Below are 12,415 nucleotides of genomic sequence, written 5' to 3' on the forward strand. Positions count from 1 at the left end.
GAGCACCTCTTTATTTCTTAGTAATATTTTGGCTGTTGTCGTGGACTGCAGCCCCGGCGCAGGATACCCTGACCGTGATGTCGTATAACATCTATCACGCGGAACAGGCGTATGATGAAGGCAAAAGCAGCCTGCGGGACATTGCCGATCTCATCAATAAGGAACAACCTGACTTCGTAGCTCTTCAGGAAGTGGATGAAATGACGGAGCGCCTGGCTGGACTCAATGAAGGAAAACCATTTAGTCTCACCGACAGCCTGGCGGAACTGACAAATATGAAGGGATACTTCGGGAAAACGATAGACTACGGTGGGGGCGGCTACGGCATAGGACTACTCTCAAAAAGATCGCTGAAATCTCAAAAGGTTGAACTGCCGAATCCAGGGGAGGGGGAAGTGCGGGCATTCCTGTTTGCCGAAGCTCAGACCGCATCGGGACAACCGGTTATTTTTGGAGGAACCCATCTGGATCATCAGTATCCTGAAAACAAAACGGCGCAGGTCCAGGCTATCAGCGGGTACTTTTCCAACAGAAAGGTCCCTATCGTACTGGGCGGAGATTTTAATTTCACGCCCGATTCTGAACAATACACGCAGATGCGAGAGCAGTGGATGGATGCCGCACTGCTGTTTGATGGAGAACCAGAACCGACAATTCCTGCCGCGGATCCCGGCCGGAGAATCGATTACTTCTTTCTGTCAGACAGTGGCCGGTGGGAGGTATTAGACTTGAGAACCGTCAAGAAGAAATATTCCGATCACTTGCCTGTGGTGGCTACCGTCGTCCTTCACCCGGAATAGCTGCCTGGTCAGCTGATGCCGCCTATACGGGTGACGCAATCCATTGAAGCGGTGACGCAAACTCAACCGGTTCGAATACCTATCTGTTTGACTTGGGACAGAATATCCCGGGCTGGTGGCGAGTACAGGCTGTAGGGGATCGGGGAACGGAGCTGAAAATACGGGGGGGCGGAAACACTGAACGATTCCCTGTTCCCCACACCGTTGAAACCGGGTGATAGCTTGAGTACCGCTGATAACAGTCGTAAACTCCCCCTATAAATAATTAAACCAAGTTCATTCTTCAGACTGTTTCTTTTCTTTTTCCCTGAGTATCCAGTTGACAAACAGAAATTCCAGGGCGGCCGCTTCGTAGTCTTCCCAGCTGGCTGTCATCTGCCGGAATTCCTTTTCTGAGGTATGCTCCGGATCGCCCCCGTAACTCATAATAATCCACCTGCGGTGTCCCTTTTCCTTGCCTTTGCTCTTGTTGCTGGGAAAGACGGCATCCGTGCGATTGCGAAACAGCATCAGCTGCTGCGCCGAAGTAGGTCCCACGCCCCGTACGTCCCTGATGGTGTCATAAAAGGTTTGGGGATCGCAGTGTTCCAGCTGGTCCAGATCCTCTTCACCAGACAGCAAATCCTCGGCAAACCCGATAATAAATTCCCCTTTACGCCTGGTGGGACCCAGTTTACGAATGCTCATCGGGTCGGCTTTAACCAGCTGATGGGGACGCGGCCAGGCAGGGACATTTTCTCCCTGTGCGGTAACCAGCGAACCGTAGTTCTTGCGCACTTTGTACACCATTTTTTTAGCCGTGGGTTTGTGTGAAAGTCGCATCTGGATGATGCGATTGATGGTATCTTCGAACAGGTTGGCTCGGGACATGCGTTTGAGTCCGTACAGTTCAGTGAGTTTGGAACCCAATACCGGATCGCCAGCGGCTTTATCATAAAGGGGACGCAAATCGAGTTGGGTGCCCAATATACGACTCAGACTCTTGTTGGCTTCTTCAATTTCGGATCTGTCCAGCGGTTCGGGACTCTCGAAGTGAAATTCCGGCTCCTCCGGATTGCCGTTGAAAAAAGCCGTAATCATCACATCACGATCACCTACGGGGATGGGACGTTTGAAACCTTCTTCAAATACTTGTTCGGGATCATGTTCGTGATCAAAATATTGATCTATATCGAGGCACAGGAACCAGTCGTGCGGGGGGATGGATGGAAGCGTCCAGCTACTCATGGGAATGGGGAATTAGGAATTGGGAATTGGATAATGAAAAATCGAAAAATTAAAAATGAAAAATTGGAAATGAAAAAATTGGAAATTGGGAATGAGAAGCCCCTTTTCGTTGTGCAGTGATTTTTTTCGTTGTGCGGGGATCACTCTTGTGTCGATTTGTAATTTTCATGAAATAAAAAAGAGGGATTTTTATCCTGTTTAAGTCGGTCACGGTTAATTTTTTTACGATACAGCTCTTCTATCTTCTTTAGGGTGACGGTATCACCGGGATTTGCATCCCAACGGACTATGTTGATATGCGGCCGGTGAAGCACATAATTTGCCTTGGTTCGCTTGTTGAGCCTAATGTCATCAAATTCCAGCTCAACCACAATTTCGGGGATAAGTCCCAATGTAGGCCCGTATTTTTCAACAGTTAGTTCCCGGATACGTTTATTGAGCCGTTTTGTTTCTTCATCACCCAGATCATCAGCACCGGCTTTGCCAATGGGGATGAATTCTTCCTCATAACGCGGGTCTCCCCCCACCCGGACACCCAGGGTAAAACCGGTATGGCGGCGGCCCTGTCTTCCATGTTTGGTATGGGCATACATGATTACCGTCTCCAGCGAACCGGCCGGTTTTTTTATGTTAAGCCACGAATCAGTGTATTGCCCGTATTCTTCATAGGCGCTCTCTTTGAGTTTAAGAACAAGTCCCTCGTTACCGTGGGACAGCGAACGGTCAAATAATTTTTGAAGGCGATCCTGGTCCGGTACTTCAAACTGGTTGGCAATGGGAAATGAATGGTTTTTGGATAGTCTCTCCAATACCTGTCTCCGCCTGTTCAAAGGTTTGTCAGCAACGAGCGCCCCGTCATGATAAAGGATATCAAAAGCGATAAACAGCACCGGGTATTTTTCCAGCATATCGGCGCCGGGTTGTTTCTTTTTCATCTTCATCCGTTTTTGGAGCAGCTGTCGGGGCAGAATTTCATGATTCCGGTATACACAGATAACCCCATCCAGGACAACATCCGGGATGGTGCGGGACAGGAAAAATTGTGCAACTTCCGGGAAGGGACCGGTAACTTCGGTACCGTCAGAGGCATATAATGTCACCCGATTTCCGCTAATATGCACCTGCGTGCGCAGGCCGGCGAATTCTTCTTCCGCCACATAGCGATCGAGCTCAACCGCTTCATATTTTTTGACCGGGGAAGCGGACACAGGCGGCAGCGGGTGGAAAAGGGAAAACCGGGTTTTCTCCAGCTTGTCATGTTTGCAGAGCAGGGCGGTACGGCCCATACGGCCCGTAATCATCGTGGTATGGCGGACCCGGGAAGGGTCCCGATCAAACGCTTGAGCAAGGGCGGAGGCCAGGTGCCGTGAGGAAAGGCCGATCTCCAATGCACCCCGCATGAGGCGAATGAAATAGTTGATTTCCACCGGCGTCATCTTCTGCCAGGCGCTTTCCAGGAGGATTTTCTTCTCGGCGCGTGTCGAGAGTTGTGAAAGCTTTTCATAATACTGGTGAATATCCGAAAGCGAAAGTCCGGCAGGCGAGCGTTTGGCACGGGCCGCTTCAATATTCTGCATTAGTTTTTCAATCGTATCGGGAGCGTTACCCAGCGCTTTTTTGCACGGTTTGAAGACTTGTTCATAGTCAATTTCACAAAATTCGGCTGCGCATGTCGAGTAGGTCCGGCTTCCCATAGCAATGCGTTTCCCGGAGCGGGAGGGGAAGATCCTTTTGTCCAAAAAGCGAGTGGCGAGCCGAAGTCCCTTATCCGTACGCAGGGAGCGCAGGTAGGCGGCACAGCGTGTTATTCCGGCAGCCGGATCGGGTGACTCCGCTATCTGTCGAGCGGCCTCCGCCCATTGTCGAAATGTGTCAGACATCTAATATCTGTATAATGAATTGATTGTAATTATACGCTCCCGGCCCCTTACCCGGGGAATATGTTCCCCGGCAACTCAACATGAAAATAAGTGACCACAGGCCATAGTTTCTATTCCAATAAATGGGAGTCAATATTCAGGTTATCCAGGTAATGCTGTACCACGCTGGCATTGGGCGTGTGGGTGATATGAACTTTTTCAGGTTTTAACCTTTTACAGACCTCAATGAGTTCAAAAAAATCCAGGTGATCGGAGAGTGGAATCAGCTTATCGATGGATGGACCGACAAACCCGGTTGTCCCCGTAGCCCACCCCGAGCAGTACGCAATACGTTTTTTGGAAACATCTGCTGCAAAACCGTTGTTGAGCGCGTGACTGGTGGCGATTAGAATTTTTCCTTCACAGGTTGAGGGGGTATGGGTTTCATAGCTTCCCAGATGAAAACCGGCCCTCTCATATATTTTGCAAAGGTTATAGCCGGCCCGGGAAATCTGAAGCCGCCTGTTGAGTGGCACCAGCATCTGCATGACTTCCTGTGCCTTTCCCAGGTTGTAAGCTAAAAAAACAGGCGTAAAATCATTTTCAAGGGACCCGGAGGCAAAACTTCGTACTTCAGAAGCCAGCTTCTCATGGGAATCCCACCTGTATATCGGCAGTGCAAAAGTGGCCTCGGTAACAAGATGATCCACCCGCCGGTCGGGCAGAGCAAATCCCTCGGAGGCCGGTGAAGGAGGGGTCCGGTAATCGCCCGTGTAGAGCACATTTCCCCGCTCACTTTCCACAAAAACCATGGCAGACCCCAAAATATGTCCCGCGGGATAGAGCGTAATGCGGGCCTGCTGCGTTTCCAGGGGGGTCCCGAATTTCAGCACGTGCACCGCGCCTTCAAAGCCGCGCTCCCGCATCAGCGCCTGCGTGTTGGCCGTGCAATATACCCGGCTTTTTTTACTGCGCGGCATATGATCGGCATGGGCATGCGAAATAAAAGTGTGTCCTCCACGAGTGCCGCTGCAATCGAATTCAATGTTGAGATCCGGAAGCAGGATACCGTGGGAGCCTGCTTTGATGATATTCATTACTCGATGGTTCGTTTGACAACCAAATATGCAAGCAGAAATATAGCAAAACCTACTGACAACATTATGGCACCGCTCTTTCGAATAATGTCAGCAATGGTTGCCTGGTTGCGCTTTATGAGTAAGCGGCTTTGCTTCCAGCGGACCAGCTGAGCTGCCGCTATATACAGGATAATTAAACTCCAGAAACAGAACACAAGTTCAATCCAGGAGAAGGGGAAGAAGGCCAGCACAAGGCCCGGAAGGGTGAAGAGCGTTAAGTACTTGAGGATGCGGATGAGCAATACCGGCGGCTTATCGCGGCCGGCAGCCTTGGTAAGCCAGGTTTTTATGGGGTCATACCGGATAACAAGGTAGCTGCCGCTCAGGGTTAACAGCAATCCCAAAATACCGTAGTAGAACAGGAACCATTGGGTGGAAAAAGGCATCGGTAAAAGACGTTAATCCTGTAATTTCGGTTGATCTTCCGCCAGTTCTTCCGGCAGTGCCTCTTCCTGAGGGTAGAGAATAGAAGCTACGATTGAAATGGTGAGCGTGAGAGCGATAAATACCAGCGCATAGGGTGTGGGAATATGGTAAAACTCCTCCAACAGCATTTTAACCCCCACGAAGACGAGGATCAGGGAGAGTCCGTAGTGCAGGTAGTGGAACAGGCGCATAATACCGGAGACGGCAAAATAGAGCGCCCGTAAGCCCAGGATAGCAAAAGCGTTCGAGCTATAGACAATAAATTCGTCGCGCGTGATAGCCAGGATAGCCGGAATAGAGTCGATGGCAAAAACCAGGTCAGTGGTTTCGATGACAATGAGGACAATAAAAAGGGGCGTCGCATACAGCTTGCCCATCTTCCGAATAAAAAAACGGGAACCGTGATAGTCTCTGGTCGTCGGAAAAAACTTGCGAAAGAGCTTCAGCACGGGGTTGCGCTCGGGATGAACCTCCTTGTCTTTGTCCAAGGCAAGCTTGATACCGGTGAAGACCAGAAAGGCACCGAAAAAATAGATAATCCAGTGAAAACGTTCGATGAGTGCCACCCCGGCGAAGATGAAGAAGAACCGCATCACCAGGGCGCCGAAAATTCCCCAGAAAAGTACTTTATGCTGGTATTTTGCGGGTACATTAAAGTAGGAAAAGACCAGCAGGAAAACGAATATGTTATCCACACTGAGCGATTTCTCAATCAGGTAGCCGGTATAATAATCGAGGGCTGTCTGTGAACCCATGTAGTAATAGATCCCCACACCAAAGACCAGGGCCAAAGCAATCCAGACACCTGTCCAAATGAGGGCCTCCCTGATGCTTTCTTCGGTGTCTTTCTTGTGAAAGACCGCCAGGTCTATAATCAGCATGATGATGATAAAGACATTAAAGACGGCCCAGAGTAAAAGGGAATGCTCCACAGGGGTATTACTTTTTATATTTTTTTAACAAGCTCCAAAACTATGGAACCTTTTAAAGAATTACTAAGTATTTTTTTCAGGATACATGACAGAAGCCTTTGCAAAACCGTCCTCTTGTCCAATGTCGGCGTTACCGGTCGGTTGAAATTCTCACATATGGGCTACATGCTGCGATTCCAAGCTCCCTCTGGCCTTGACCTTTCCCGATGCTTCGGGACTGGTTTTTCAAAGGCTCCTATACATAAATTAATCGCCTGTCGGACTTTTCGGCGGGGGACCCTAAGCCGAGATAAGGATGTTGTGAATTTGCAGCTGAGAAGGTTCGCCGCAGCGAGCCTATTCTACCAGTACTCCCTCTTCCTTTTTCTTGAGTTCGGCCGGGATGGCATCTAAAATCTCTTTTTTGAAGGCCTGAATGATATTCTGTTTCAGATACTCTCGACCATATATCAACCGCACTTTGCGCTGGGGAACGGGATCCTCAAAGTAGCGCAGGTGGGCTTTGGCACACTGCTCGTTGATCTGGTTTTTAGCAAGGTATGGCAGCAGGGTCATTCCGAAGTTTTGCTCAACCAGCTGTTTAAGGGTCTCCAGGTTTCCGCTTTCAAATTCAATGTCGGGATCTTCCAGCTTATTTTTTCTGAACTTCTTGCACAGCTTTACAGTCTGGTCGCGGAAGCAGTGGCCCTCATTCAACAGCCAGAGGTTGGATACCTCCAGGTCGTCCACCGTGATGGTTTCTTTTGTCGCCAGCGGATGGGTCTGAGAGATATAACCGATAAACGGCTCATAATAGAGCTCTTCCTCGAAGATATTGCCCCGTTCCACAGGAGTGGCAATGATGCCGATGTCGAGGTAGTCATCGTCCAGTAAATCGAGGAGTTCCTCCGTCACTACTTCTTCGAATACCAACCGCACGTCGGGATACCTCTCCTTGAAATTTCGCAAAAACAGGGGCAGCAGATAGGGGGCAATGGTTGGAATTATGCCGATTCGAAAAGTCCCGTGCAGCTCGTCCTCCCTCAGCGATGCCAGATCTTCAATATGTTTGGCCTGCTTGAGTATTTTTTGGGCCTGGGTAATCACTTTTTCACCGATTTCGGTGGGAATGACGGGGGACTTCGAACGGTCGAAAATGGTGATTCCCAATTCGTCTTCCAGCTTGTGGATCTGCATGCTTAGCGTCGGCTGGGTGACGTAGGTCTTTTCGGCTGCGGTGGCAAAATGACGATAGCGGTCGACGGCCACAATATAAGAAAGCTGCGTGAGTGTCATCGGAAATGAAGGTCTGTTCGAAATAAAAGTTGAATTAACATCAGTGAATTATACAAACTTTATGACTATAAATTATTGAAAGTTAGATATTTCCTGATAGATTGGTACCTTTGACGCTAACGGATGTAAAATAAAAATTTTTGGATCAAAAGAGATAAAACCGGAGATAACTTTTATGCAACAAGCGCACATAATTATAGAAGGCCGAGTACAGGGAGTTGGGTTTCGTCACTTTACAAAAGTTAATGCCGAAGAAGTGGGAGTATTCGGGTGGGTGAAAAATCTGCCCGACGGACGTGTAGAGGCGGTCTTTGCAGGACCGATGGACCATATTCGGGAAATGGTAAACCGTTGTGAAAAGGGACCGGGGGCCAGCCGGGTCGATAATATTGATGTGGAGGTGGAAGAAGCCGACGAAGATTACGATACGTTTGAAGTCCGCTATCACTGATGCGCCTGTTTATAGCCACACCGCTGCCGGAGTCTGTTCGAGGCCGGCTGGCCGATTTGAAACAACCGATCGAGGGGGTGCGATGGCAGCGTCGCAGCCAATTGCATATAACGCTGAAGTTTTTGGGAGATACCCGGGAAGAACAGCTGAACACTCTGATTAATACATTAAGCGGTGTTCACCAACAGGTTTTTTCAATGAAGATCGAGGGCTTAGGCTGTTTCCCCCAGAAAGGACATCCCAGGATATTGTGGGCCGGTATTACGAACGCTGCAGAGCTGATGAAGCTGCAGGCCCGGATTGAAGAAAAATGTGTTGCCTTGGGATTCGATCCCGCGGATCACTCCTTTAAGCCTCACATCACCCTTGGACGCGCCCGGGGGGTGACCAGGCGCGACATCCGCTCGTTGATCAACCAACACAAGCAGTTTGCGATTCCGGACGTATCCGTAAAGGAATTTGTGCTGTACGAAAGCATATTACGGTCCTCTGGCGCTGTTCATAAAAGGATAGAGCACTTTCCTCTCCAATGAGAAAGAGGCGGGAAGTGAAAAGTAGAATGCTTGAAAGTGTTGAGCCGGGAGTAAAAAACTAAATTTTCCGACAGCAGGGGAGCAGGAGGAAGGGTACGGCCCCAGAGTTCAGCTCAGCCGAAATTCCAGGTTACGCCGCGGCCGATCTCCGGATCGGGATAATTCCAGTCCACCGCCCCCTGATCACACGCATACATGCAGGTCCCGCATTCGATGCAATCCTCGACCTGGAAATGGACGTTGCCTTCCTCGTCCATGGTATAGCAGTTGGCGGGACAAACGTAGGTGGTGCATTTATGGGGACAGACGGAGTTGCAGATATCCGTATCGACCCTGATATGGGGCTTGATGTCGGATTTGGCCTGGTTGCGATAGCTGACCAGGCCCAGTCGTTCTGAAAGATTAAGCAGTTTCATAATGATTTAGCTCCTTTAAATGCTATTTTAATCAGATCCCAGTAGGAAGAGTGTTTTTTAACGGACGCTGAGAACAGCTTGCGCGATTTTTGGGTCGGCTCGTTATCGATGGTGAAGAATTTGCGGCCAAAATCACAGACCAGGTTGGGAATATCCCGGAACATTTCGGGGCTGTGAAGCATATGGACGGCATCCTGGAAATTATTGATGTCTTTCATCACGTAGCTTTCATCCAGGGCCTGCCGGTATTCCTGCAAGGTTTGGCTGGAAAAATCCCCCTGTTCTTTCGCTTTTATAATGGTCTCGGCCCCTATAATGCCCGATCGCAGTGCGAAATCCATTCCCTGTATAGCCTTGCCGGCATTGATCAGCAGGTTCGCCGCTTCGCCGCAAAGCAGGACCCCGTCTTTATAGAGTTGCCTGGGCATTGCACGCTTGTCGCCGGAAGAGACGACGTGTGCCGAGTATTCCACTACCTCGCCCCCTTTGATGGTATCCCGGATGACGGGATGTTGTTTAAAGTGGTTGAGGATATCGTGGGGACTTTTCTCCTTCTCCCGCATATCCTTGATGCCGGCCACGAGTCCGAGTGAAATCGTATCGCGGTTGGTGTACAGAAAACCGCCGCCTTCCACCCCGTCGGTCGCATAGCCGACAAACTCATTCGACATCCCGCTGAGTCCGTCCAGCTGGAAGCGATCTTCCAGTACCTTTTGATCAAAGCGAATAACTTCCTTGATACCGGTAAGCATGTGATCAGCGGGCACATAATCGTCCTGAAGTCCCACCTGACGGGTAAGCAGGTTATTGACCCCTTCGGCGATAATGACGCTGTCGGCATGGAATTCTTCTTCACCCGTACGGATACCCACGGCTTTATCATCTTCCATGAGTACCTCGTCTACCTTGATATTGGTTGCGATGAATGATTCCGTAGCATAGTCACTCCCTTCGATGGCTTCCTGGACCTTCTCAGCCAGCCACCGGTCGAATTTCGATCGCAGCACAACCACCCCGGGGTAGGGAGGTTCGTCAAAGTGAGAAGATTTAAAATCCATGGAAAAGGTCGACTGCTCGTCCATAAACGTAAGGCGCCGGTGATTGATAAATCGCTCCCAGCCGCCGTCTTTTTCCTTCCAGTATTCGGGTACCAGCCGGGCCAGGTCCGTCCCCCAAAGCACGCCGCCGGATATATTCTTGGCTCCGGCAAAGTCGCCTTTTTCGATAAGCAGGAACTTCATATTATTGCGGGCCAGGATCATGGCCGCAGCTAATCCGGCGATACCCGCTCCGACAATAATGCAATCAAACTTCTCATCCATGGTGACGGTTTTTAATTATTTGGAATAGCATTCAACTACGCAGTAGGCCATAAACGTTACGGCCAGGAGTTTGTCGGAGCTATAAGGAGTTACTGCATTCGCTCGTTACAAGCTCTTTCGTCTGGCGGAATCCCGGTGCCCCCGTTTTGTATAAGCCTTACCGCTTGATGTTTTTCAACTCTTCGATAAAAGGAGGCAGTACCTTGTAGAGGTCGCCCACAATGCCGTAATCGGCAATATCGAAAATAGGAGCCTCGGGATCTTTATTGATGGCTACAATTATCTTGCTGTTGGCCATCCCTGCTACATGCTGGATAGCGCCGGAGATACCCACCGCAATATAAAGCCGGGGTGCAACGACTTTTCCGGTCTGACCGATTTGAAGGCTGGGATCCACAATGCCGGCCTCCGTCAGGGCCCGGGACGCACCGATACTTGCGTTAAGAACCGAGGCCAATTCGGAAACAAGCTGCTGTCCCTCTTCATCCTTGGTTCCGCGTCCCGCTGCAACAATCGTTTCCGCTTCGGATAAATCGACTTTGTCGCCGGAGGCGCCAATAATTTCGCGTAGCGTAGGCTGGATCTCACTTTCATCGATACTAAAATCGATATCTACCACTTCGCCGTCCGCTTCTTTCGGGCTTGACTCATAGGAACCCGATCGGACAGAGATAAGGATTTTATCACCGCGGGCTTCATTTTCCGAAAGAATCTTGGCCGCCATAACGGGACGGGTAGCCTTAACACCGTCTCCTGTAAGTTCAAAAGCCGACACGTCGGAGAGTACCGCCGCATCCTGGTTAGCTGCCAAAGCCCCCAGGATATCTTTGGTGCTTTCGGTGGAAGCAAATGCAAAAAGGTACGGATCGGCTTTCTCCATGACCAGGGCAAGCGCTTTCAGGAGAGGGGTATTTATGTGATGTTTAAAAACAGGATCTTCCACCGTGTAAATTTTGGAAGCACCGTATTTCCGGACCTGCCCGACAAAGTCCGAAGCGGCTGCATCGATGATCACCGCTTCCACATCGTGTCCATGAGTCTCGGCCTGTTGCCGGAGGTAAGATAAAACCTCGAGTGAAGATCGCTTGATGGTACCGTCGCTGATAGCAATATGGGTGAGTAGAGTGCTCATGGTTTATAAAATTGATTGATGGCTTTGCAAAACCGTTCTTTTGGCCAATCTCTGCATTTACGCGAACTCAAAATCCTCACATATCCTTTATATCTGTATGCTGTGGTTTTGAATTCGCTCAGGTTGTGATATTTCCCGATGCTTCGGGACTGGTTTGCAAAGCACTCTGATTAATAATTTAACAACTTTAATAATGATATCCTGAAAATAGACAAGCAGTCCTATTTCGGCTTTCCGTGTTTCCGAAGGATTATTGACCCAGTGCCGAAGACGGACCGCTGAAGGCCTATATGGCATTTGCCTCTTCATCCAGCAGTCTTGCCACTTTTTGGGCCAGTTCTGCCGGGTCGCCTTCAAATTTTTGTCCCGCTTCACGCTCCGGCTTCTCCCTGTAACCCGTAACTGCTGTTTGGGTCTGAAGGTCAGTTTCTTCAATATCCAGGGCTTCGAGTTCGAGGGTTTCCACCGGCTTGCGCTTTGATTGCATAATACCTTTCAGGCTGGGTATCCGGGGTTCGTTCATGTCGTTAGAGCAGGTAACCAGGCAGGGGCCTGGCAAGGCGATGACCTCCTGGCCCGCATCACCCTGGCGTGTTACAATAAGCTGGTCCCCCTCCAGTTGAAGTCCCACCGCATTGGTGGCGTATGGAAGGTCCAGATATTCGGCAAGCATACTTCCGGTCAGCCCCGCATCTGTGTCCTGTGACTGTTTGCCGCACGAGATGATATCATATTCCTTGTCCCTAAAAAAGCTCGCTAAAATTTTTGCATAGACCGACGAATCGTAGTCGATGTTCCCGCCGGTCCGGATGTGGGTCGCTTTGTCGGCTCCCATAGCCAGTGCCTTGCGAATGGTTTCCGAGGCGGTATCGGGACCGACCAGTACTACTTCCACTTCTCCTT

General features: G+C 49.9%; 13 protein-coding genes and 1 pseudogene. 4 read left to right on the forward strand and 10 right to left on the reverse strand.

Going from position 1 to position 12,415, the window contains the following annotated elements; genetic code table 11:
* The first annotated feature begins 35 nt into the window (after nt 1-35).
* Together ACESLU_RS01860 and ACESLU_RS01865 are read left to right on the forward strand one after the other, a co-directional pair.
* Nucleotides 36-800, forward strand: coding sequence for an endonuclease/exonuclease/phosphatase family protein (locus ACESLU_RS01860; protein ID WP_372634324.1), 765 nt, complete (start codon nt 36-38; stop codon nt 798-800).
* A gap of 77 nt (nt 801-877) precedes the next feature.
* A pseudogene (locus ACESLU_RS01865) lies at nt 878-1,018 on the forward strand (family 78 glycoside hydrolase catalytic domain); the annotation flags it as partial.
* 58 nt (nt 1,019-1,076) lie between these two features.
* Here ACESLU_RS01865 and ACESLU_RS01870 read toward each other — a convergent pair.
* The 6 genes from ACESLU_RS01870 to ACESLU_RS01895 all read right to left on the reverse strand — a co-directional run bounded on the left by ACESLU_RS01870 (nt 1,077) and on the right by ACESLU_RS01895 (nt 7,658).
* Nucleotides 1,077-2,027: a DNA-3-methyladenine glycosylase gene (locus tag ACESLU_RS01870; protein ID WP_372634326.1), complete on the reverse strand. Its 951-nt coding sequence runs from the start codon at nt 2,025-2,027 to the stop codon at nt 1,077-1,079.
* Between the two features lie 140 nt (nt 2,028-2,167).
* Entirely contained in the window at nt 2,168-3,907 is a 1,740-nt protein-coding gene (locus ACESLU_RS01875; protein ID WP_372634329.1) for a hypothetical protein, read from the reverse strand.
* 110 nt (nt 3,908-4,017) lie between these two features.
* Entirely contained in the window at nt 4,018-4,983 is a 966-nt protein-coding gene (locus tag ACESLU_RS01880) for a hypothetical protein (RefSeq protein ID WP_372634331.1), read from the reverse strand.
* Nucleotides 4,983-5,411 (reverse strand): hypothetical protein, encoded by a 429-nt coding sequence (locus ACESLU_RS01885; RefSeq protein WP_372634334.1) that lies wholly within the window; start codon nt 5,409-5,411, stop codon nt 4,983-4,985. The genes ACESLU_RS01880 and ACESLU_RS01885 overlap by 1 nt, the downstream gene beginning before the upstream one ends.
* Before the next feature lie 12 nt (nt 5,412-5,423).
* Nucleotides 5,424-6,383, reverse strand: coding sequence for a TerC family protein (locus tag ACESLU_RS01890; protein ID WP_372634337.1), 960 nt, complete (start codon nt 6,381-6,383; stop codon nt 5,424-5,426).
* Nucleotides 6,384-6,719: 336 nt separating this feature from the next.
* Nucleotides 6,720-7,658, reverse strand: coding sequence for a LysR substrate-binding domain-containing protein (locus ACESLU_RS01895; protein ID WP_372634339.1), 939 nt, complete (start codon nt 7,656-7,658; stop codon nt 6,720-6,722).
* Between the two features lie 175 nt (nt 7,659-7,833).
* Here ACESLU_RS01895 and ACESLU_RS01900 point away from each other — a divergent pair, with 175 nt between their 5' ends.
* Nucleotides 7,834-8,109 (forward strand): acylphosphatase, encoded by a 276-nt coding sequence (locus tag ACESLU_RS01900; RefSeq protein WP_372634342.1) that lies wholly within the window; start codon nt 7,834-7,836, stop codon nt 8,107-8,109.
* Nucleotides 8,109-8,642 carry an RNA 2',3'-cyclic phosphodiesterase gene (gene thpR / locus ACESLU_RS01905; protein WP_372634344.1) on the forward strand — a complete coding sequence of 178 codons (534 nt, stop codon included), beginning with the start codon at nt 8,109-8,111 and terminating at the stop codon, nt 8,640-8,642. Before ACESLU_RS01900 ends, thpR begins: the two co-directional genes overlap by 1 nt.
* Nucleotides 8,643-8,755: 113 nt before the next feature.
* Here the strand turns inward: thpR and ACESLU_RS01910 are convergent, their stop codons facing one another.
* The 4 genes from ACESLU_RS01910 to ACESLU_RS01925 all read right to left on the reverse strand — a co-directional run.
* Nucleotides 8,756-9,058: a ferredoxin family protein gene (locus ACESLU_RS01910; RefSeq protein WP_372634347.1), complete on the reverse strand. Its 303-nt coding sequence runs from the start codon at nt 9,056-9,058 to the stop codon at nt 8,756-8,758.
* A complete protein-coding gene (locus ACESLU_RS01915) occupies nt 9,055-10,380 on the reverse strand; it encodes an FAD-dependent oxidoreductase (RefSeq protein WP_372634350.1) in 1,326 nt (441 codons plus the stop codon). The genes ACESLU_RS01910 and ACESLU_RS01915 overlap by 4 nt, the downstream gene beginning before the upstream one ends.
* A 157-nt stretch (nt 10,381-10,537) precedes the next feature.
* Entirely contained in the window at nt 10,538-11,512 is a 975-nt protein-coding gene (locus ACESLU_RS01920) for an electron transfer flavoprotein subunit alpha/FixB family protein (RefSeq protein ID WP_372634353.1), read from the reverse strand.
* Nucleotides 11,513-11,798: 286 nt separating this feature from the next.
* Nucleotides 11,799-12,415 (reverse strand): electron transfer flavoprotein subunit beta/FixA family protein (locus ACESLU_RS01925; protein WP_372634355.1); only part of this gene is annotated, 617 nt, incomplete at its 5' end.

The sequence above is a fragment of the Fodinibius sp. genome (assembly GCF_041642155.1).
In the GTDB taxonomy this organism is placed as follows: domain Bacteria; phylum Bacteroidota; class Rhodothermia; order Balneolales; family Balneolaceae; genus Fodinibius.

Excerpts from the sequence above, each read along its gene's own strand:
- ACESLU_RS01870 (WP_372634326.1), bottom strand. The coding sequence starts at position 2,027 with ATGAGTAGCTGGACGCTTCCATCCATCCCCCCGCACGACTGGTTCCTG.
- ACESLU_RS01875 (WP_372634329.1), bottom strand. The coding sequence starts at position 3,907 with ATGTCTGACACATTTCGACAATGGGCGGAGGCCGCTCGACAGATAGCG.
- ACESLU_RS01880 (WP_372634331.1), bottom strand. The coding sequence starts at position 4,983 with ATGAATATCATCAAAGCAGGCTCCCACGGTATCCTGCTTCCGGATCTC.
- ACESLU_RS01885 (WP_372634334.1), bottom strand. The coding sequence starts at position 5,411 with ATGCCTTTTTCCACCCAATGGTTCCTGTTCTACTACGGTATTTTGGGA.
- ACESLU_RS01895 (WP_372634339.1), bottom strand. The coding sequence starts at position 7,658 with ATGACACTCACGCAGCTTTCTTATATTGTGGCCGTCGACCGCTATCGT.
- ACESLU_RS01900 (WP_372634342.1), top strand. The coding sequence starts at position 7,834 with ATGCAACAAGCGCACATAATTATAGAAGGCCGAGTACAGGGAGTTGGG.
- thpR (WP_372634344.1), top strand. The coding sequence starts at position 8,109 with ATGCGCCTGTTTATAGCCACACCGCTGCCGGAGTCTGTTCGAGGCCGG.
- ACESLU_RS01910 (WP_372634347.1), bottom strand. The coding sequence starts at position 9,058 with ATGAAACTGCTTAATCTTTCAGAACGACTGGGCCTGGTCAGCTATCGC.
- ACESLU_RS01915 (WP_372634350.1), bottom strand. The coding sequence starts at position 10,380 with ATGGATGAGAAGTTTGATTGCATTATTGTCGGAGCGGGTATCGCCGGA.
- ACESLU_RS01920 (WP_372634353.1), bottom strand. The coding sequence starts at position 11,512 with ATGAGCACTCTACTCACCCATATTGCTATCAGCGACGGTACCATCAAG.